This window comes from Propionivibrio dicarboxylicus (assembly GCF_900099695.1).
In the GTDB taxonomy this organism is placed as follows: Bacteria; Pseudomonadota; Gammaproteobacteria; order Burkholderiales; family Rhodocyclaceae; genus Propionivibrio; species Propionivibrio dicarboxylicus.
On the sequence record NZ_FNCY01000004.1, the window covers coordinates 135,009 to 154,108 of the forward strand.

Sequence of the window (19,100 nt, forward strand, 5' to 3'; positions counted from 1 at the left end):
CTCTCCGACGACAAGCGTCATCCGTTGCATCTTGGTCATGACCACACCGGCCATCATGCGATTCTCATACGATTGAAACAAACGACGCGGACACGAGACTTACCGGCTCCCATGCAAGAGAAATACTCGTTCAGGATAGTTCACTCGCCCTCCGGTTTCCATGCGACACCTTTCAGCCATTTGCGCGCCACCCGGATCAGCACCTCGGATTCGACCGGTTTGATGACGAAATCGTTCATCCCGGCCTGAACGCAACGCTGCCGATCCTCGTTGAAGGCATTGGCCGTCATCGCCACGATGGGCATCCGGTCGCCATGCCGTCGGCGAATTTCACGGGTCGCCTCGACACCACCCATCACCGGCATCTGCAGATCCATCAGGACCAGAGCATAGGAATGCGCCGCGCAGCGATCGATGGCTTCGGCGCCGTTCAGCGCGACGTCGACGCTGAAACCGGCCTCGTCGAGAAAGGTCGTGACGATCTCGCGATTGATCGGGTCGTCATCGACGAGCAGGATGCGAACGCCCCGGAATTCGCCGGAACCGCCGGCCGCGCCGACGCAACTGCCGCCGGCCTCCGACGCGCTGCCTCTGCCGACCCGGACCTCGAGCCAGAACGTACTCCCGGCCCCAAGCGCGCTATCGACCCCGGCGCCTCCACCCATCATCGTGGCGATATGACGGGTGATGGCGAGGCCAAGACCGGTGCCGCCGTACTTGCGCGCCGTCGAGTGGTCGGCCTGATCGAATTCGTCGAAGACATGGGCCTGTTGCTCCGGCGTCATGCCGATGCCGGTATCGACGACCTCGAAACGCAGGCGGCAACCGCTGTCCGACGTTTCCAGCGCGCGGGCGGCAAGCGTGATGCTGCCGCGCTCGGTGAACTTGATGGCATTGCCGAGATAATTGACCAGCGCCTGCGTCAGGCGTGTGCGGTCACCATGCAAAATAAATTTCGGCGCCGAGGAGATCTGGACCCGCATCGTCAGCCCCTTGCCGATGACATCGGCGGCAACGATATTGACGACATCGCGGACGAGATCGGCAAGACGAAAATCCACCTCGTTGAGCGGCATCTTGCCCGCCTCGATCCTGGAAAAATCCAGGACGTCATTAACCAGCGCCAGCAGGTGCCGGCCCGAGGTCTCGATCTTGTCGAGATAGTCGCCCTGCTGCGGCGTCAGCGGCGTGCGGCGCAGCAATTGCGCGATGCCGAGCACGCCATTCATCGGCGTCCGGATTTCATGGCTCATGTTCGACAGGAAGCGGCTCTTGCACTGGCTGGCCGCCATCGCTGCCTCATGCAGGCGAATGAGCTCCTGCTGGACGAGCAGCAATTTTTCCTCGGCCTTGATGCGCCGGCCGATTTCGCGGGTCATCTGGATCGTCCGGCTGGCGAGCTGCTCGTACATCGACATCACCGTCTCGATCAGTACCCGCGTCGACCCCGCCATTTCCTCGTCGGCGCGCTACTTCGCCCGCGCCAGCGGCAAGCCGGCATCGAGACCGGCCACCACTTTGGCCATACGCTTGTCCGACTCGATGATGTGGAAGGCGAGCCAATGGGTCAGGAAACGGACGATCTCCTCCATCGTCGCCTCGGGGCAATCGTCGTTTTCGCTCGCCTGGAGTTCGAGGATCTTGGCAACGAAGGCGCCATGACTCTCCTGATGCCGACTTTCCCATTCGTCATTGCCGAAACAGCGCGCCCAGATCGCCTCCTCGGCGAGGAAATGCTCGGCGGCATAATCGGTCAGTTCGCTCAGGATCGAGTTGAGCGTCGGCGCCCCCGACTGGTACGCCAGATGGCCGGCCAGGAGATTGAGCAGGTCGACCAGGCGGCGATGCTGGAAGTCGATATCGCCGATGCCGGTGGCGAAATTTTCGTTCCAGGGAAATATTACCAGTCGCTGCTGCATGTCCATTCCATCAGATTGCGAATCGCCGACATCTGCGCACGGCAACCCGCGCCGCCGCGATTCGTCACGCGCCACCACCCCGGCGCCGCTCAGCTTGCCCGCAGGCACGTACCGGCCTGGCAATGTCAAGTGAATAGCCCATGATAGCCACGTCACCGACATTGACCTATACGTGTTAACACGGATATCGCTCGCGCCCCGCGAACGCCCACGCCCCAATTACCGGCCGTCGGGCGATGGCGGCGGGCTCCGCAGGATGCGTGGCGTTACCGCAGCCGGGACACCGGACGAACGTAGAACCCGCCGTCGGGCAGTGTCGACAACACGCGTCCGAGCGCCGCCTGCGCCGCCCGCCGATCGGGAAAATCGCCGTAGATGACGCCAAGCCGATCCTGTCCGCTCAAACGGGAGCGATAGATCCGCAGTTGCGCCAGATCGAGCTGATCCGCCGCGCCATCGAGGAATCGTTCGACGCGATCGCGTTCGTCGGCGCCGACCCGCAGCAACTGGATGACGAAATGCGAATCGGGAACCTCGCGCAGCCAGGCGCCGGCCCTGGCAATCGCCTCATCCAGGCGATGATCGGGCGCCACGGACGCTTCGGCAACGCGACCGTCGATCGGCGCTTGCCGGCTACCGACCGGCTGTTCCGCCGACACCGCCACCGGCAGCGACGGCGGCGGCAAGGCCAGGCTGGGCGCCGAGCGCAGCCCAAGGGCGACGACCAGGCAAAGGCTGATCACCGCCGCCAGACCGGAGAAGACGCGGGTACTACAGGCAAACCGACGGCAGGCCACAGGCGTCAGCGACATCAGCTGCATCGCCGCCTCGACGGTCTTGCGCTCGACGCGGTCGGCCTGCCCGCAGGCGGCGCATTGCAAGGCCTGATCGGCCAGCCGGTTGATACGCGCGAACTGCCGGTCGCTGGCCCGGCAGATCGTTTCGAGCGCCGCCGCCGAAAAGAGCGGCGGGCCGTCATAGCCGACGTCATCGAGACAATAGTCGAGATAGTCGCCGACCTCGTCGCGCGACAGATGATCGAGCACGAAATTGTAGGTCACGCGCAGGCGCGGCACCCGCGCACGACATTGCGCCAGGCAGGCATCGAGCGCCGCCGCGCCGAACACGGCGACATGCAGGCGGTGCTGGCAATCATCGGCGTCGTCGCTGAGGCGGCACAACAGCGCCAGCGATTCGACCGGCATCGCCTCGGCATCATCGACGAGCACGACAATCCGGTCGCCACGCTTACGGATGTCATCGAGCCTGGCCTGAACCGCCTCGAGCAGCTCGGCACCCCCCGCCGCCGGCACTGTCAGCGCAAGGCCGGCCGCCAGCGCACGCAGCACATCGTCACAGGACAAGCCGGGATCGCTCAGCGAAATCGTGCGCACCACATCGCTCAGACGCCCGGCCAAGCGACGGAACAAGGTGCTCTTGCCGCTGCCCGGTTCGCCGCTGACCTTGACGACACCCTCGTCACGGCTCAGCGCGTAAACCAGCGCATCGAGCGTTGCGCTTCGCTTCGTCCCGCAGAAAAAGGCTTCTGCCTCCGAACGCGAACGGAACGGCGACGCGCGCAGACCAAAGTGGTCGAGATAGGCGCCGTCGTGGCGACCGCTTTCGTCATAAATCGCCCCGACCGCCGCTCCCCGGGGCTGAACGATGCAATTCCCGCCGACCATATCCTCCATCCCGGTGCATCGACACGCGTTCAGGCTTGACGCCGTCGTTCCACCACAATCGCCCTCCGCTTCCGGATCGATACACCGTCCGGACACTGGCGCGCCCATGCCGGGGCGACCCCGACCCGCACTATTCCGTTTGGATGGTACCAGCTGCAGCGGGCGCAGCCATCCGTGTTCGCACGGACTTGACGCGGCCCTCGGCAGGCGTCCTTACTGGCCGCCGCTCAGCGCGAGTTGTTCGCTGACGAAGGTATGCACTTCCAGCAACCAGGCGTCGAGTTCGGCGCGAATCGAGGCGGGAATTTCCATTCCCCAGACGCGCCGCTCGCGATCGATGGCATTGAGCAAGGCATCGAAATGCCAGGTCAATTCATCGACGAGAACGGCGAGCTCGAGCGCCACGTCGGCATCGCCTTCGCCGGCCAGGTCGAGGATGTCCTCGAGATGAAACTGATCGAAACCCGGCTCCAGCACCATCAAGCGCATACCGACGACGCGATCGATGATCGGGGCGATCGCGGCGCGCTGCTCCGCCGTGCAGTCGTCATAAAAACGCTGCCAGGAGAAGAACAGGGCGCTGAGCCGCGCCAGCCGCTGTCCCAAACGTTGCGCCTCCGCGGCATCGGTCACCAGCGGCGCCGTGACGTCGAACAGGCCGGAAATCAGCGTGACCGCCTCGCGATCGTATTTGTTCGCATTCAGCCGGAACTTGATGCCGATGCGTCGATCGGCGCCCTGGTTTTCCACCAGCGAGGCGGTGACCTCGGCCACGGCGAGGAAGCGCCCGAGGCGGGAAATCTCTTCGCCGCGCAGCCGGTAGGGATAGCCGGCGCCATCGAGCCGTTCGTGATGCTGCAACACCGCCTGGGCGGTTCCCTCCGGCAACTCCGTAAAATTGCGCAGCATCAGGAAACCGGTGACCGGATGCACGTACAGATGACGGCGTTCTTCGCCGGACATGCGCCGTTCCGGACAAAAGAAGTCGGGATCGATATACAGCTCGCCGATGTCATGACAGATGCTGGCCAGCGCAAGCGCTTGCAAGTCGCGCGATGGGAGCTGGCCGCGGATGCCGAGCACCATGGAGACCACCGCGGCGATCAGCGAATGCTTGAACAGACGGGGACGCTCCTCCTGCATGACGGCGAGTTTCAGCGCCAATTCCGGCGGGATCAGCGCGCCGGCAAGAAGATCGCCCAGCCGCGCGAGCATGGCGCCGCCAAGCAAGGGTTGCAGGGACGGAATCTGAGTGGCGGCGGCATGCGCCATCGCAATGATCTGGGTGGCATCGGGCGCGTCGGCGATCAATACCGTCTGCTCGATCGGCTTGAGCAGCTTGTGCGCGGTCAGGCGTTCGTAAAAGGCGCCCGACAGCGCCGTCCCGCGATTCACCAGCTTGATGCCGCCGCGCGCATAGATGTCGTCGCTGGCGACGACGTCGCGCCGGTCGGCAACGGTGGTCAAGGCAAGCAGAAAAGGCGCCGGCGCGTCCAGCAATTGCTGCGCCAACTCACGATGCGAGTGTTGTCCCTGAGTTTCCATCCAAGCTTTCAGCCGTTGTCATTATGGGCGGCGATAAGCCGTAACCCCTAATCTACTATCCTCGGTCGGCCTTGCGCAAGAACTAGACGATCCCGGGTCCGGCGACGCTTCTTCCGGACGGCACTTTCGCCGACGCCAGCGGTCAACTGTGCCAACACGACACGCAAACGGGATAAAGCGCATGAACGAAACAAACACACAGAAACCGAAGAACGCAAGACTGCGACGCTGCGCACTGGCCGCTGCCCTGATCGGCTTGGCAGCGCTGCCGGCGATGGCGGCCGACACCGACACCGGCGCGCTGACGACCGTCGCCGCGCTCGATGTGCCGCGCTACATGGGACGCTGGCACGAGATCGCCAAGTATCCGAACCGTTTCCAGAAACAGTGCATCGGCAACACGCAGGCGGAATACAGCCTGGAGCCCGACAGCCGGGTCCGGGTGGTCAATCGCTGCCAGGTGGCCGGCGGCGGCACGCAGGAAGCCATTGGCATCGCCCGCCAGATCGGCGACGCCGACTCGGCACAGCTGAAGGTACGCTTCGCGCCGGCCTGGCTTTCGTTTCTGCCCTGGGTGTGGGGTGACTACTGGGTGATCGACCTCGACCGCGACTACCAGCTCGTGGCCGTCAGCGAACCGACGCGACAGTACTTGTGGATACTCTCGCGCACGCCGGCCGTCGCACCGGAAAAGCTCAACGCACTCGTGCACCGCCTGCGGGAAAAGGGTTTCGACATCGACAAACTGGAAATGACATCCCACACCAACCGGGAATGACATCCCAGACAAGCCGGGAGTCGCGCCCCAGGAAGCGGGTGATGCACCGCCACTCCCAGCCCTAAAAGCGATGCAGCACCCCATGTCATCTTATTATTTGCGACGAGGGGCACCGGGGACCTTCCCTTGAACCCGATACCCCCGCCGACTTTACCCGACTTGAATAGCCGGTGTTATTGCCCCCCCTACGCACCAACAGATTCCCGACCAGCAAGCTTGCGCCACAGTGCCTTTCATCAATGCGCATGTTTGAAAACGACCACAATGATGATGGGCTTATTATGGCGATTTTTTACAGAATGCCAATCATCCATACATGCTAAAAATCATGGCATAGGGATACCAAAAACCAACTTTTCTCAGGCCTTTTGCATCAATCCATGCGTCATGGCATAGCGTGTCACATCGGCCGTACTGTGAAGGCCGAGTTTTGCCATCAGGTTGCGGCGGTGGGAAACGACGGTCGGCGTCGCGACATGCAGGCGCTTGCCGATCTCGCTTGAGGTCAGACCCGAGGCGATCATCACCAGGATTTCACGTTGCCGCCGTGTCAGAAGAAGCATCTCCTTATCGACATCCTTGTCGCGTCCGCCTTCTGCCGCAGCATCGCGAATCATCGTCTCGATCCGTTTCAGCAGTTCGACGCCCTCGCCCTTAAGCCGTCTCCGCTGCGTCACGTCCGCCACGGTTCCGACCATGCGCAAGGGCCGGCCGTCCTTGTCCCGACGGGTAACCCTTCCCTTCGCCTCGACGGTGATCCAGTAGGCGTCACGGTGGCGCAGGCGGTATTCGGCATAGAACAAGGGATTTTCGCCCGCCAGATGCGCGTTGAGTTGCTCCCTGAAAACCTCGATATCGTCCCGATGGATGATTCCCACCCAATTGTCATCATGACAACCGACACCCTCGATCGAATGGCCGACCATGTCAAACCAGCGCCTGTCGCCGAACAGCCGCCGATTGGGAATATCCCAATCCCAAAGCGCCTGGCCCGAGGCCGCGAGCGCCGTATCGAGGCGTTCCTCGTTGTCCTTCAGCGCCTGCTCGACCATCTTTTGCTCGGTAATGTCGTGCTCCATGCCGCTCCACTCGACAATCTGCCCTGCGGCATTGCGGATCGGCACCACCCGCACACGCATCCAGCGCCACTCGCCGTCGTATCGGCGCAGCCGCCGTTCGTACGAAAACGCCACGCCTTTGACAACCTCGTGCGGCACGTTCTCATCCAGAACCGCGAGATCGTCGGGGTGCACCGCATTTTTCCAGCCAAAGCCGCGCATTTCCTTGGCCGACTGGCCGGTAAACCCCATCCACCCCGGTTGCGGCTCCTCCAACTCGCCGGAGGACGGACGGACCCAGGTAATCACGCTGGTGTACTCCACCAGGGCGCGATAACGCCGCTGGCTGGCCTTCAAGGCGGCCTCGGCCGTCCGCAGATCGGAGATATCGCGCAGTACCGCAATCGACACCATCCCCCAGGCCTCGGTGCAATGCCGGCGAACCTTGGCATGATTCCAGAAGCAACTGCCGTCCTTGCGCCGGCTGAGGATATCGCCCTGCCATTCGCCGGTGGCATCGAGACAAGCGATGATCTCCGCCGCCACCACTTCCGGCAACCGGTCGGTCTCGGCATTGACAACGGCGACGTGCTGGCCGACCAGTTCCCCCGGCGCATAGCCAAAGGCCGCATCTAACGTGGCGTTGGTATAGAGAACGATGCCTTTGCGGACGCCTTCGCCGGACGTGACGATGACGCAATCGCGCATGCCCGAGAGAATGCCGGCCTCGGCCGACAGCTGTTCGACGACCTGTCGCTGCCGACTACGATCGACGGCCGCGCCCATGAACGTCTCGGGAAGCCCTTCCAGCCGGGTAATGCAGAATTCAAACCAGCCGAGGCTTCCGTCCTTGCGGCGCTGGTGGATTTCGCCCTGGTATTTCGGGCCGCTGTCTAATGCAGCATGGAGACAGCGGCCAAAATCGTCATAACTGGCGTCGTCGATGAACATCGAGCGCGTTTCACGCCCGATCAATTCGCCCGGCGCATAGCCGAACAGGCGGTGCAACTCCTCGTTGGCCCAGACGATGCGATGGTTCTCGACCACCGTCAGTGCGAGAAAATCACAATTCTGGATGGCTGCGAACTGGCCGAATAAGGACTCGTACATAGACCCCCCTCTTGCGCTCGGTATGTTCCGGACTGCTTTTTTTTGAGCATAAGCCAACCAGGGGGCGGAGTCAAAGGCTTGTAATACAAGTTCCCCTCATCGGGGAAACAATTCGACGCACGCTAATGTGCCGGATGAAGACCCCGCCAGCGACCGGGCCTGCGCCGCCTGACTCACCACTCGCGGGGCGATTCGTCGATGAAGTAGTCGGGATAATGCTCGGCAACGCGCTGCGCCGCCGTGACTATTTTGGCCAGGTGGCCTTCCATCACCTGAACGGCCGCCTTGGCATCGCCCGCTTCAATGGCGTCGAGCATCAGGTCATGGTCGCCGATGAGGTCCTGGACCGGCGAATCGAGCGCGTACGAGAGAAAACAGACGCGATCCATCTGCGCCTTGGCACTGTCGATGACGCGCCAGGCGAACTCGCGGTTGGCCGCCGCCGCCAGCGCGTGATGAAAATCCTGATCGGCGGCGAGGAAGGCTTCGTTGTCGCCCGGGGCGATGGTGCGCTGTTCGGCGACCAGGCGGCGCAAGGCCGCCATCGTCGCCGCCTCATGTTTCTTGGCAACCTGACGCACGATCGACACTTCGATCGGCTCACGCACATGCCAGGCATCGATGACTTCGTTCATTGAAATCATGCGGACATAGGTGCCGCGACTCGGCCGCACGTCGACGAGATGCTCCTGTGCCAGCGAAATGAAGGCCTCGCGCACCGGTTGCCGGCCGATGGCGAAACGCTTGCTCATCTCGATCTCGGAGATCAGTTGGCCCGGCAGCAATTCGGCGCGCACGATCGCCGCGCGCAGGAACTGGCGGAACTTGTTGCCCAGGGACACCTGCTTCTGCAGGGGAAAGGTCTGGGCGAGGGATTGGCTGGCAGAGGTCATGGCTGAATTTTAGTCGAAAGCCCGGTTCTGTTCCTTGCCCACGCCCGCGAACTCGCCGGGAAGACTCTCCGGTGCAGCGCGTCCGTCCAGCAGCAGGTAACACTCGAATAGTCGCGGTGAATAAGCAATGCCGCTCATGATCCGCGAATAATGGATGGCGCCGATCTCGCTGGCGCTGGCGAGTCCGCGCCGCCGCGGCCAGACGCCGAACCAGCGCCGTTGCAGCATCGCCGAACGCGTATAGATACCGGGCGTCGCCTCTTCAAGCGCATGAAAGATCTCGTGGTAAAGCACACAGGGCCGCAACTCGCTTGCCGGCGTCAACGCCTCAAGCCCCTGCGCCCGGATGAAATCCTCGATGCGGGCGAGCGTCTGTTCATGCAGGCGGATTTGCCGTGCACCCGGCTGGTACTGGCCGATCAGCGGCACATTGCCCAGGCCGGCATCGTCCGGCATCGGCACGATCTCCAGTTGCAGCGCGGCGGCCAGCGCTTCCGCCGACACGCCCGGAAAGGCCCGCCGGGTCTTCTCGGCGAGAGAAACAGCGGCCGCCATGGCGCCCTGCACAACGCCATCGGCCTCGTCTTCGGACAGCGGACAGCCGCTCGCATCCTGCGCCAGCATCTGCCGATACCAGCGCGCGTCGGGACAGGCGAGCGCGGCACGCACGCTCGCTTGCAGGCGGTCCCGATCGATGCCCATCGCTACAACTCGTTGCGCGCCAGCACGAGAATCAAGGGATCGCTCGGTGACCAGTCGCCGAGTTCAGCCTCGATCAGACCGGACACCTGTGCGAGTTCCGGAATGCCCGAGTAATCCATGACGCGCGAACCGGCGACGACATAGACATCCGGATTGATGCGGATCTCGCTCGAGAAATTGCTGGCGCCGTGCCAGAGTTTTTCGAGCACCTCGCGAATCCGCTCCAGCGTGGTGGTTTCGACCAGGCCGTTGGCGCGCTGCACCTTGACGAAGCCCTTCTTGTCGATGACGCGCACCGGTTGCTTGCCGTTGCGCTGCGCCGAAACGACATAGACCAGGCCGTTCTCGGCGGCCAGATGCGTCGCCTCCTTGTCGAGTCCGATCGAATCGGCGGCGATCTGCACCGCTTCCTCGCGATCGCAATTTTTCATGAGATCGGTCGTCTTGACCTCGGTCGAGCCCATCGCGATCGCCGTGACGCGCTGCGCCTGGTCGTCGATCTCGACGTAGATCTCGATCGAATCCTCGACGGCGCCGCTGTTGATCGCCATCTCCTTGGCTTCCTTCTTCAGCGCCGCGATGTCGGCCGCCGTCGGATTCGGGATCGTGCGCTCGACCATCTCGCGCACCATCGCCAGCGCCACGCCGATCGACGAAATGACTTCGGCATTTTCCGGGATCTGGTACTTGAAGCCCATGGCGTTGGCGGTGAAGGTCAGCAGCGTACCGGCGCCGCCGCCGGCGCCGACGAGCACGACCTGTTCGCGTTCGATCTTGTACTTGGCGATCAGGTCCTCAATCACCGGGATGATCTTCTCGCTACCCTTCTGCAGGATGGCGCGCGCCGTCTCCTCGATCGACAGGCCGACCTCGGCCGCCAGCAGCGCCATCGCCTTGCGGCTCGACTCGACGTTGCCGCGCGCATAATCGTTCTCGCCCAATATGCCGAGCACATTGGCGGCGCAGGTGTTGGTGATGGTGACGCTCTCGCCGTTCGTCAGGCGCAGCGCAACGTAATCCGAGGGATCGTTCTTGCGCGGCTGCACATGGTAGAGCGTCGCGCCGTCGAGCAGTTCCGGCGCGGTGAAGCAGGCGTAGCCCATGCCGGCGATGTGCGCCGAGCGCGGACCGACGTCGATCACCGCGCCTTTCTTCGCCCGCACCATGCTGCCGCCGGCGACGCCGAGCACGCGCACATCGAGGCTGTTCACGTAGGTGCGATGGCCGCCGATGATCGAATAATCGACTGCCGGACGCCCGTTCTTGATGACGCCGATATTGGTCGAGGTGCCGCCGACCTCGAAGTAGATGCCGTTCGAGGCGCGCAGGTACATCAGCGCGCCGATGACGCTGGCGGCCGGCCCGGACAGCATGGTCAGGATCGGGCGCTTCTTCATCTCGTTGATTTCCATGACGCCGCCATCGCCGCGCATGATCATCAGCGGCACGTCGATGCCGGCGCCGCGCACGCTGCGCTCGGTCGAGTTGGCGGTATCGAGCATCTTCGGCAGGATCGAGGCGTTGAGCGCGGCGGTGCGCGTGCGCGTCGTCAGGCCGTACAGTTTGGTGATGTCGGAGGCCAGCGTACACGGAACGCCAAGGCGTTCCGCCGCGTCGGCGACCATGCGCTCTTCGTGCATGTTATCGACGCCAAACGCCTTGCTCGCGACGATGACGCTGCTGCCGCTGTCGAGCAGGCCCTTGACGATGGCCGGCAGCTTTTCCGAACTCATGTCCTTGATATTGACGTGGACGTGATCGGTCTCGATGAACTTGCCGGTACCGAGGTCGATCGGCGGGATCTTCGTCTGCCGCTTGGCGAGGAAGCCCTCGATCAGGCCGCCGCTGATACCGACGACGCCGACGCGCGCGACGTCGCCCTCGAGCAGCGCGTTGGTCGCCTGCGTCGTGCTGTGCGCGATGAAAATCACTTCTTCCGGCTGGATGTCGTGTTCCGCCAGACATTTGTGGAAGGCCGCGACCACCCCGGCGGCGACGCCGCTTTCATGGTGGTGCGTCGTCATCACCGACCCCTTGCCAACGATCTCGTTGGTCTCGTTGTCGATGGCGACCGCCTTGGTGTGGGTGCCCCCCACGTCGATCCCGATACGAACGGCTCTTGCAGCCATAAGTCAAAACTCCAGAGAAGAAGAATCCCGCGTTGGCGCCCGCCACGGGCGCCAACGACGACGAAATGCGTTCAGAAACTGTCTCGAAAAATGTAGCGAGCGCAGCCAGTTGGGCCGCACCCGGCGCGCAGCGACGAGACAGTACGCGTCGTACGGCGAGGAGCGAGCACCGCGTAAGGCCCAAATGGCAAGCGCAGTAATTTTTGAGACAGTTTCTCAGAGCGTGATCTTGCCGAGCATGACGCAGGCGATGACTTCGGTCACGGCCAGCGCCGCCCAGGCAAAGGGCAGGTTCGTCTTGATGTACAGCTTCGGTTCAAGCTTGGCGTAGCTCAGGCCCCACATCGTCCAGGACTGCGTCGGGCAGGCGCTTGCCACCATCGCCACCGGCGGGATCAGGAACAGCGCGAAGAGGAACATCTCGTCGAAGGTGCCCATGGCCTGCAGGATCGTCACCAGCGCGATACCCGAGCCCCAGATCATCAGCGGACCGCGGAACAGCGCCAGCGGCGCGAGGACGCAGAAGCCGATCAGCAGCGCCGTCGGCGAGGTCGGGATGACGCCGCCGAGCAGATGCTGCAGGTACGGCGCGACCTGTTTGGCCGCCGCCTGGAAGATGTTCACGCTGTAGAGCATGCCGATCAGCAGGCCGCTGTCGGCGACGCCGTCGTACAGGGTCTTCTGCAGCTTCTCGACGCCGAGCGAATACGAGCTGAGGTTATGCGTGAACCACAGGCCGACGACAATACCGAGCAGGAAGGACGGCACCGGTTGCCACTTGAAGAAGGACACCATGGCGATCGGCAGGAAGGGCACGACGATGCAGTACCAGCTGAGCGGCTTGATCGACGCGACGGTGGCGGCACTGGCCGGCGACCAGGCGCGGGCGCGGCCATTGCGGTGATCGCGGAAGTAATAGAAGAGGATGAAGGCAATCATCGCCGCGATATGCACGCCGGTCGCGACGATCGCGAACTGGATGTAATTGTCATCGTACTTGACGCTCTTGAAGACGACGAAGAACTGGTTCACGTAGGCGATGTTCAGGTACATGCCGGCCGCCACGGCGAGCAGGTAGGCACCGAGCGCCGTTTTCTTGTCGATGCCGAGCGAGAACAGGATCGGCAGGACGATCATGCCGATAGCCATCACCGAGCCGACGCCGAAGGCGCTCGTGAAGATCAGCGCGCAGACGATGCTGAGCAGCAGCGTCGTGACCAGCGGCTTGTCGCCGGCGAGTTCGACCGTCTTCTTGATGATGTAGCCGGCGATGCCGGTATCGACCAGCACGCGTCCGAACCAGGCGCCGAAGACGATGATGGCGATGGTCTTGCCGTACGTATCGACCGAGGTCTGGAAAACGTCGGTCACCACTTTCTCCATCGGCACTGCGCCGAGCGCGCACCAGACGATGGCGGTGACGATGAAGCCGACCAGGAGATTCCCGCCCTTCATGCAGTAGGCGATCATCGCGATGAAGGTAACTACCAGTAAGACACCCACAAGTGTTTCCATCTTGCCCCCTTTTTATTTGCAAAAAAAATGACCTCGGGTGATACGGCTGCAACACGAACGCAGGCATCCTAGCACCACACCCGATCTACTGCAATACCAGTAGATCGGATTAATTGCATTTACTCCCGGGATTCACACGAACCCCTATGCAACAAGCACTTAGCAGTGATTAAAGCGGCGATCGAAGCACCACCAAGGCAAGAAATACGAGGATAAAGCAGCGCCATCGCACTGGGATGCCGGGCGGCCGCCATGTGGGCGAAGCCGCCATCGACGGCGATGCGCCCTTGTGCCGACGGCGGTCGACACAAGCTTCGCTAGGGCGCCCCGGAGACCGTGCGGTCGTCCATGCCGAGCCTGCCGACGAAGGGAAGGCGCAGCGCCGGACGGTTGAGGTCGATGCCAAAATTGAGGCCGAGCAGGTTGAACTCGACGCCTTCCTGCACGCCGATGCTGGCGCCGAGCATGCCGAACAGCGAAAACTGCAGGCCGCTGCCCGACGACGACAGACCGATCGGCTGGCTGAGCGGCCGGTAGTCTTTGCCGATCGCATTGGCCGGCAGGTCGAGCTTCAACTCCGGCACCTCGCGGCCGATGTGGGCGAGGAAGGTATTGCTGTTGGGGCCGGGATACGCACGATAGGTGTCGGGATAGGGATAGCTGCCGATCGCCGCCTCGATACGCGGGATCATCTCGCCGGCCGCCTCGCCGCGATGATCGACGATCAGCGTCGGCGTCGCGCCGTACCAGAGGCCGTCGGGCAGCGCGTAATTCTTGCGGACGAAGCGATCGCTGCTCCAGCCGATGACGTCGTAGCGGGTGAAGGCCGTCTCCCCTGCCCGCTTGAAAATGATCCAGGGATGCTGGGCGACGAGGCCGCGCCAGCCGTAGGTCGGCGCCACATAGACTTGAATGATCGCGGTATCGGCCAGCGCCGCCGGATCGGGCGCGATCCCGGCCGACTGGCGGGGCGCCGCGTACCACGGCGGACGATTGAGCAGATCGCCCAACAAGGACGCATTCGCCAGGCTGATCCCCAGCGACGCGCAGAACAGCACGGCCAGCCATCCGGCCAGCCGCCGCTTCACATTCATGAACATTTCACCCCGGGCGCAAACGATTCGTCATGCCGGGAGTATAGGCCGTGTTCGCCGTAAGGCGGCGCGGATCTGCAACTGCGAAACGGATTGCGTCATCTCGCCGGCCAGGGCGTTGAGACGCCCCATCGATTCGGCGGCGGCGCAGGCGGAATCGTGGCTGCGTTCGGACATCACCGCAATTTCCTGGATATGACGCGTGATCTGTTCGCTGTCGCGGCTCTGGACGGTCGTCGCCTCGACGATATCGCGGATGCGTCCGGCGGAAATACCGACCCGGCGACGGATCTCGGCCAGCACGCAGCCGAGCTCATCGACGACGGCAACGCTGCCGTTGACCTGGGCGCTGCTGTCGCCGAGACAGGTGACGGCCGAGGCAATATCGGCCTGGATGTTCTCGATCGTGCCGGTGATTTCCTGCGTCGAGCGGCGGGTACGCTCGGAGAGTTTGCGCACCTCGTCGGCAACGACGGCGAAGCCGCGCCCGGAGTCGCCTGCACGGGCGGCTTCGATCGCGGCGTTCAGCGCCAGCAGGTTGGTCTGCTCGGCGATTTCCTGGATCGACAGGACGACGCAGCCGATCTCCTTCGAATGCGCGACGAGCCGCTGCATGACCATGACCGTTTCATTGACGCTCGACGAGATACGTGCCATTTCCTGACTGACATCGGACGCGCAGCGTTCGCCGCGACCGGCCTCGTGCTGCGCTTCGGCGGCGATGCGGTCGGTGTCGAGCGCATGCTGCGCCACGGCGCTGACCGAGACCGACAAGGACTCGACGGCATTGGCCGTACGTGCGATCGACGCCTTCTGCTGCTCGGCGGCGGACTCGATTTCGCGGCTCGACCGGTGCACCTGCTCGACCGATTGCGCCATCTGCCCGGTGGCATCGAGCGTGTTGCGCGTCAGCGCCTCGAAGCTGTCGGCCATGACATTGAAATGGGCGGCGAGGAAGCCGATCTCGTCGCTCGACGACGGCTGGACGCGGCAGCGCAGATCGCCGTCGGCGAGCGCACGCGCCGCCGCCCCGATGTCCTGGATGCCCTGCAGGATCGACAAGTAGGCGCCGATAAAGCCGTACGACAGTCCGAGCGCGAGCGCCGCCAGCAGGATCACAACGGCATTGCGCCGGAAGCCGAACGTCTCTTCGCGGGCCGCGAGTTGCGCGTCGATTTCGGGCACCAGCGCAGTCGCCAGGGCGAGCGTCGCGGCAATCGCCTGATCGCCCTTGGCCCAGTACTCGTCCACCGCGATATCGAAATCGGTGGTATCGATGACCTTGGTCGTCAGCGCCTCCTGCAAGCCGAGCGGCGCGCTGTTGAAGGCCGAGAGCGACACGTCGAGCCGTCCTTGCAGCGACGGCGCTACCGCCGCGGCGCGCTCGATGTTCTCGAGATTCCACATGATCAGGGGGTCGAGGCTGCCGCGCACGACGTTGAGCTGATTGCGCTGCTTGGCGCGCAGACGCTTGTTGCCGATGGCGGCAGCGCCAAGATCGCGCGCCACGGCGTAATTCTCGATCAGCAGCGGCAGCTTGACCGACAAGGAATCGACCAGTGCCGCCACCAGCGGATCGCCGTCGGCGGCGAGTCCGGCGCTGTCGGCGGCCTCGGCCAGTGCCAGCCGCCACGCACGATTCAAGGACTGCAGGCTATCGACGCGCGCCTCGCCCGATGGCCGCTCGGAGCGGACGCTTTCGCGCTGCGCGCGCAGCGCATCGAAGCGACGCACGACAGCGTCGCCGCCCCGCACGGCCGCAACGCGCGCCTGTAACGCGTCGATCTCGGCCGCCAAGGCATCCGGCGCGTCCGCCGTCGCGGCATCGGCGAGGAGTGGATCGTTCCAGGTCGCCTGCGACACCTTCAGCAGCGGCATGAGCAGCGCCAGCCCGCTTCGTTCGTGGCGGGTGCGTTCGAGCGCTTGTTGCTGCTCGACGAAGGAAAGCCCGGCCAAAACGAGCGTCGGCAACAGCAGCGCGAGCGCGGCGAGCAGGAGTTTTCGCGGATAGCTCAGTCGGCTGACGAGCCAGACCACCGGAGCAAAGAGATGACGCATGGGAATGTTGGAAGGTTCGACGATAAGCCAACATCCTAGGGGCCAAATATTTCAGCGATATTTAGGCCGACATCTCTCCGACAATCACGCGCTTATGACGTCCACGACGCCCGGCAGATCAGGGCGGAGGCACGCCCTACTCGGCCGCCGTGCATCCGGCCAGCACGCCGTTCAACGTGCCTTCCGCATCAGCGGCCGGCGACACTGCGACGGTGACTGAATTGCTCGTCACCGCGATCGGCGCCGCATCTTCCGTTCGTGGGAGCAAGATCGGCGGCAGGAGCGGCGCCCAGCCGCCACAGGTGTGCATGGCCGAGCGCATTCGCGATTTTCCCGGTACCGGCTGAGCTTCCATGATTTCTCCCTTCACGGCCGTCGCCTACTGCAACAGGGGCGACGCGGCACCGTCGATATCGACGCCGCGCACTTCGGCCTCGCCGGCCAGCACGCTGAGGTACTGGCGCAGCGCGGTAATGAAACTCTTCTGACGCATCGCCGCGAGCACGGTACCGCGCACGTCTTCGAAGGCGCGCACGGCGCCGGCCTGACGCCGCAGCACCTGCACTACATGCAGGCCGAAGCGGCTATGCACGAGACGCGGCAGCACACCGACCTCGGCATGACCGAAGATTTCCCGGGCGAACTCCGGCGCGCACTCGGCCGCGCCGAGCCAGCCGAGCGCGCCGCCCTTGGCGCCGCTCGGGCAATTCGACCAGGTGCGCGCAGCATCCGCGAAGGCGCTCTCGTCACCGCCGCGCAACTCGATCAGCATGTGCTCGGCGCGCGAGCGCAAGGCGACGACATCGACGCCGGCCGTCACCGCGAAAAGAATGTGACGCAACTCGACGCGTTCGCCTTCGGCATAGCGCGCCGAATTCGCCGCGTAGTAGCGCCGGCACTCGTCCTCGGACGGCTGCGGCAGATGCAGTTCGGCCTCGATCAACTGTTCGACGGCCAAGGTCGCCGCCTCGCTGAGAATCCCATCGGCCTGGGCGACATCGTCCGGCGACAGCAATCCGCGCGCAACGGCCGCCTGGCGCAGCAGTTCGGAACAGGCGCGCTGCCGCAAATTCTCGGCGTCCGGTATCTCGTCGGGACGATGGAGCGCGATGCCATTGACCGTGGCCACGGAAATTTCGACACAGGCATTCATGATTTTCCTCGCTTGCATTAACTCGGTTGCGTGACTCAGTTGCGTGAAACAGGACGATCGGACGCCGGCTTGGCATTCGGCAAACCGATCCGGCGTGAACGCACGACCTGGTACGGGCGGACGAGATAGGCAACAGTACCGAAGCCGCTCCAGACATGCGCCAGCCGCGTGAAGGGGAAGATCAGGAAGATCGTCATGCCGAGGACGATATGCGCCTTGAATACCCCGCTCACATCGGCGATCAGTTCGGCGGCGCCGCCCCGGAAGGTGACGATGCGCTGCGCCCACTCGGCCAGCCGCATCATGACGCTGCCATCGAGATGCCGGGCCGAGACGGGTACGCTGGCGAGGCCAAGGGCAAGCTGCAGCCAGAGCAGCACGAGCAGGACGATGTCGCTGGTCTTGGAATTGATGCGGATGCGCGGATCGGCGAGCCGGCGATGCAGCAGCACGGTGATGCCGACGAAAGCCAGCAGTCCGGCAACGCCGCCGGCGCTCATCGCCAGCAGCTGCTTGGTGCCCGGATCGATGAAGCGCTCGTAGGCCGCATGCGGCGTCAGCATGCCGAAGAAATGTCCGCCGAAAAGAAAAAGGACGCCGACATGGAAGAGATTGCTGCCCAGCCGGAGTTGGCCGGCGCGCAGCAATTGCGACGAATCGCTCTTCCAGGTGTACTGGTCGCGGTCGAAGCGGATCAGGCTGCCGAGCAGGAAGATGCTGAGGCAGATGTAGGGATAGTGGCCAAACAGGAAGGTGTCGAAGGCGTTCATCGCGCAACTCCTTTCGCGACCGGCGCCGACTTGACGGCCCCGGCAAAATGAATGGGCATGACGGCGTCGGGCTTGCCCTGCCCGCGTGAGGCACAGCCGTCGAAAGCCGGCGGCTCGGCCCAGCTGGCGTCCGGCGCTTCGTCGGGTTCAATGCTGACTGCATGGGCAGTCTCGCCGCTCAGTTCGAGCAACGCGCCCATCACGCTGGCATAAGGACTGTGGCGTTGTTCCAGGGCGTTGAAGAGCGCATTGACGAGATGCGCGATCTCGCCGAGAAAATCGCGCGCCGGCACTGGCGCCAGGGTCGAGGCGAATTCGAGGACGACCGGCAGGTAATCGGGCAGCTCGTCGGGCGCGAGCAGCAGGCCGGCGCTTTCGTAGGTCTTGCAGAGATCGATCATCGCCGGGCCGCGCTCGCGCGAATCGCCGTGCACATGCTCGAAGAGATGCAGCGAGGTCGAACGCCCCTGGTCAAAGGTGCGCACGTAATCGGCCTCGTGCTCGATCGCGTCGCCGGCGGCGAGCCGCGCCGCCAACGCGTCGAGTTCTTTGCGCCGCGCTGTTGTAAAAGCCTTCTCGCTAGCGAGCGCGGCGCGCAGGTCGGGGAGATCGGCACGCAGGGCGGCGTCCGGATACGAAATCAGGCGCGCGAGAATGCGCAGGGCGACCGGGAGGTTTGCGCGGGCCATGC

Annotated in this window: 16 protein-coding genes; 1 reads left to right on the plus strand and 15 read right to left on the minus strand. The window is 63.9% G+C overall.

All coding sequences use genetic code 11. The features are described from left to right. Positions 1-140: 140 nt before the first annotated feature. From BLR25_RS06915 to BLR25_RS06930, 4 genes are all read right to left on the minus strand, one after another. Positions 141-1,454: a response regulator gene (locus tag BLR25_RS06915; protein WP_091935856.1), complete on the minus strand. Its 1,314-nt coding sequence runs from the start codon at positions 1,452-1,454 to the stop codon at positions 141-143. A gap of 15 nt (positions 1,455-1,469) precedes the next feature. Then, a complete protein-coding gene (locus BLR25_RS06920; protein ID WP_176785782.1) occupies positions 1,470-1,919 on the minus strand; it encodes a bacteriohemerythrin in 450 nt (149 codons plus the stop codon). A 266-nt stretch (positions 1,920-2,185) separates the two neighbouring features. Further along, the gene (locus tag BLR25_RS06925) at positions 2,186-3,604 is read right to left on the minus strand and encodes an ExeA family protein (RefSeq protein WP_176785783.1); all 1,419 of its coding nucleotides are present in this window, start codon (positions 3,602-3,604) and stop codon (positions 2,186-2,188) included. 213 nt (positions 3,605-3,817) lie between these two features. Beyond that, positions 3,818-5,149: an HD-GYP domain-containing protein gene (locus tag BLR25_RS06930; RefSeq protein ID WP_091935865.1), complete on the minus strand. Its 1,332-nt coding sequence runs from the start codon at positions 5,147-5,149 to the stop codon at positions 3,818-3,820. Positions 5,150-5,330: 181 nt separating this feature from the next. Between BLR25_RS06930 and BLR25_RS06935 the strand changes: the two genes are divergently transcribed. Beyond that, on the plus strand, positions 5,331-5,927 hold the full coding sequence (locus BLR25_RS06935) for a lipocalin family protein (protein ID WP_091935867.1): 597 nt from the start codon (positions 5,331-5,333) through the stop codon (positions 5,925-5,927). Between the two features lie 359 nt (positions 5,928-6,286). Here BLR25_RS06935 and BLR25_RS06940 read toward each other — a convergent pair whose 3' ends face one another. The 11 genes from BLR25_RS06940 to narJ form a co-directional block, all read right to left on the minus strand. Further along, on the minus strand, positions 6,287-8,095 hold the full coding sequence (locus BLR25_RS06940; protein ID WP_091935870.1) for a helix-turn-helix transcriptional regulator: 1,809 nt from the start codon (positions 8,093-8,095) through the stop codon (positions 6,287-6,289). Positions 8,096-8,268: 173 nt separating this feature from the next. Next, complete coding sequence (locus BLR25_RS06945) at positions 8,269-8,988, minus strand: GntR family transcriptional regulator (protein WP_091935873.1); 720 nt, start codon at positions 8,986-8,988, stop codon at positions 8,269-8,271. Positions 8,989-8,997: 9 nt separating this feature from the next. Further along, complete coding sequence (locus tag BLR25_RS06950; protein ID WP_091935875.1) at positions 8,998-9,690, minus strand: hypothetical protein; 693 nt, start codon at positions 9,688-9,690, stop codon at positions 8,998-9,000. A 2-nt stretch (positions 9,691-9,692) separates the two neighbouring features. Continuing rightward, on the minus strand, positions 9,693-11,819 hold the full coding sequence (locus BLR25_RS06955) for a hydantoinase/oxoprolinase family protein (RefSeq protein WP_091935878.1): 2,127 nt from the start codon (positions 11,817-11,819) through the stop codon (positions 9,693-9,695). Positions 11,820-12,035: 216 nt separating this feature from the next. Continuing rightward, the gene (locus tag BLR25_RS06960) at positions 12,036-13,334 is read right to left on the minus strand and encodes a citrate transporter (protein ID WP_091935880.1); all 1,299 of its coding nucleotides are present in this window, start codon (positions 13,332-13,334) and stop codon (positions 12,036-12,038) included. A gap of 317 nt (positions 13,335-13,651) precedes the next feature. Next, positions 13,652-14,428: a DUF3750 domain-containing protein gene (locus BLR25_RS06965; RefSeq protein ID WP_091936083.1), complete on the minus strand. Its 777-nt coding sequence runs from the start codon at positions 14,426-14,428 to the stop codon at positions 13,652-13,654. A gap of 30 nt (positions 14,429-14,458) precedes the next feature. Continuing rightward, the gene (locus tag BLR25_RS06970) at positions 14,459-16,486 is read right to left on the minus strand and encodes a methyl-accepting chemotaxis protein (RefSeq protein WP_091935882.1); all 2,028 of its coding nucleotides are present in this window, start codon (positions 16,484-16,486) and stop codon (positions 14,459-14,461) included. 136 nt (positions 16,487-16,622) lie between these two features. Further along, a complete protein-coding gene (locus BLR25_RS06975) occupies positions 16,623-16,841 on the minus strand; it encodes a hypothetical protein (protein ID WP_143009791.1) in 219 nt (72 codons plus the stop codon). A gap of 24 nt (positions 16,842-16,865) precedes the next feature. Next, positions 16,866-17,639, minus strand: coding sequence for a peptidylprolyl isomerase (locus BLR25_RS06980; RefSeq protein WP_218122653.1), 774 nt, complete (start codon positions 17,637-17,639; stop codon positions 16,866-16,868). Positions 17,640-17,674: 35 nt separating this feature from the next. Continuing rightward, positions 17,675-18,409 carry a respiratory nitrate reductase subunit gamma gene (gene narI / locus BLR25_RS06985; protein ID WP_091935889.1) on the minus strand — a complete coding sequence of 245 codons (735 nt, stop codon included), beginning with the start codon at positions 18,407-18,409 and terminating at the stop codon, positions 17,675-17,677. After that, on the minus strand, positions 18,406-19,098 hold the full coding sequence (gene narJ / locus BLR25_RS06990; RefSeq protein WP_091935891.1) for a nitrate reductase molybdenum cofactor assembly chaperone: 693 nt from the start codon (positions 19,096-19,098) through the stop codon (positions 18,406-18,408). The genes narI and narJ overlap by 4 nt, the downstream gene beginning before the upstream one ends. Positions 19,099-19,100: the final 2 nt, after the last annotated feature.

Excerpts from the sequence above, each read along its gene's own strand:
- BLR25_RS06960 (WP_091935880.1), bottom strand. The coding sequence starts at position 13,334 with ATGGAAACACTTGTGGGTGTCTTACTGGTAGTTACCTTCATCGCGATG.
- BLR25_RS06925 (WP_176785783.1), bottom strand. The coding sequence starts at position 3,604 with ATGGTCGGCGGGAATTGCATCGTTCAGCCCCGGGGAGCGGCGGTCGGG.
- BLR25_RS06975 (WP_143009791.1), bottom strand. The coding sequence starts at position 16,841 with ATGGAAGCTCAGCCGGTACCGGGAAAATCGCGAATGCGCTCGGCCATG.
- narJ (WP_091935891.1), bottom strand. The coding sequence starts at position 19,098 with ATGGCCCGCGCAAACCTCCCGGTCGCCCTGCGCATTCTCGCGCGCCTG.
- BLR25_RS06955 (WP_091935878.1), bottom strand. The coding sequence starts at position 11,819 with ATGGCTGCAAGAGCCGTTCGTATCGGGATCGACGTGGGGGGCACCCAC.
- narI (WP_091935889.1), bottom strand. The coding sequence starts at position 18,409 with ATGAACGCCTTCGACACCTTCCTGTTTGGCCACTATCCCTACATCTGC.
- BLR25_RS06950 (WP_091935875.1), bottom strand. The coding sequence starts at position 9,690 with ATGGGCATCGATCGGGACCGCCTGCAAGCGAGCGTGCGTGCCGCGCTC.
- BLR25_RS06935 (WP_091935867.1), top strand. The coding sequence starts at position 5,331 with ATGAACGAAACAAACACACAGAAACCGAAGAACGCAAGACTGCGACGC.
- BLR25_RS06945 (WP_091935873.1), bottom strand. The coding sequence starts at position 8,988 with ATGACCTCTGCCAGCCAATCCCTCGCCCAGACCTTTCCCCTGCAGAAG.
- BLR25_RS06970 (WP_091935882.1), bottom strand. The coding sequence starts at position 16,486 with ATGCGTCATCTCTTTGCTCCGGTGGTCTGGCTCGTCAGCCGACTGAGC.
- BLR25_RS06930 (WP_091935865.1), bottom strand. The coding sequence starts at position 5,149 with ATGGAAACTCAGGGACAACACTCGCATCGTGAGTTGGCGCAGCAATTG.
- BLR25_RS06980 (WP_218122653.1), bottom strand. The coding sequence starts at position 17,639 with ATGAATGCCTGTGTCGAAATTTCCGTGGCCACGGTCAATGGCATCGCG.
- BLR25_RS06915 (WP_091935856.1), bottom strand. The coding sequence starts at position 1,454 with ATGGCGGGGTCGACGCGGGTACTGATCGAGACGGTGATGTCGATGTAC.
- BLR25_RS06940 (WP_091935870.1), bottom strand. The coding sequence starts at position 8,095 with ATGTACGAGTCCTTATTCGGCCAGTTCGCAGCCATCCAGAATTGTGAT.
- BLR25_RS06920 (WP_176785782.1), bottom strand. The coding sequence starts at position 1,919 with ATGCAGCAGCGACTGGTAATATTTCCCTGGAACGAAAATTTCGCCACC.
- BLR25_RS06965 (WP_091936083.1), bottom strand. The coding sequence starts at position 14,428 with ATGAATGTGAAGCGGCGGCTGGCCGGATGGCTGGCCGTGCTGTTCTGC.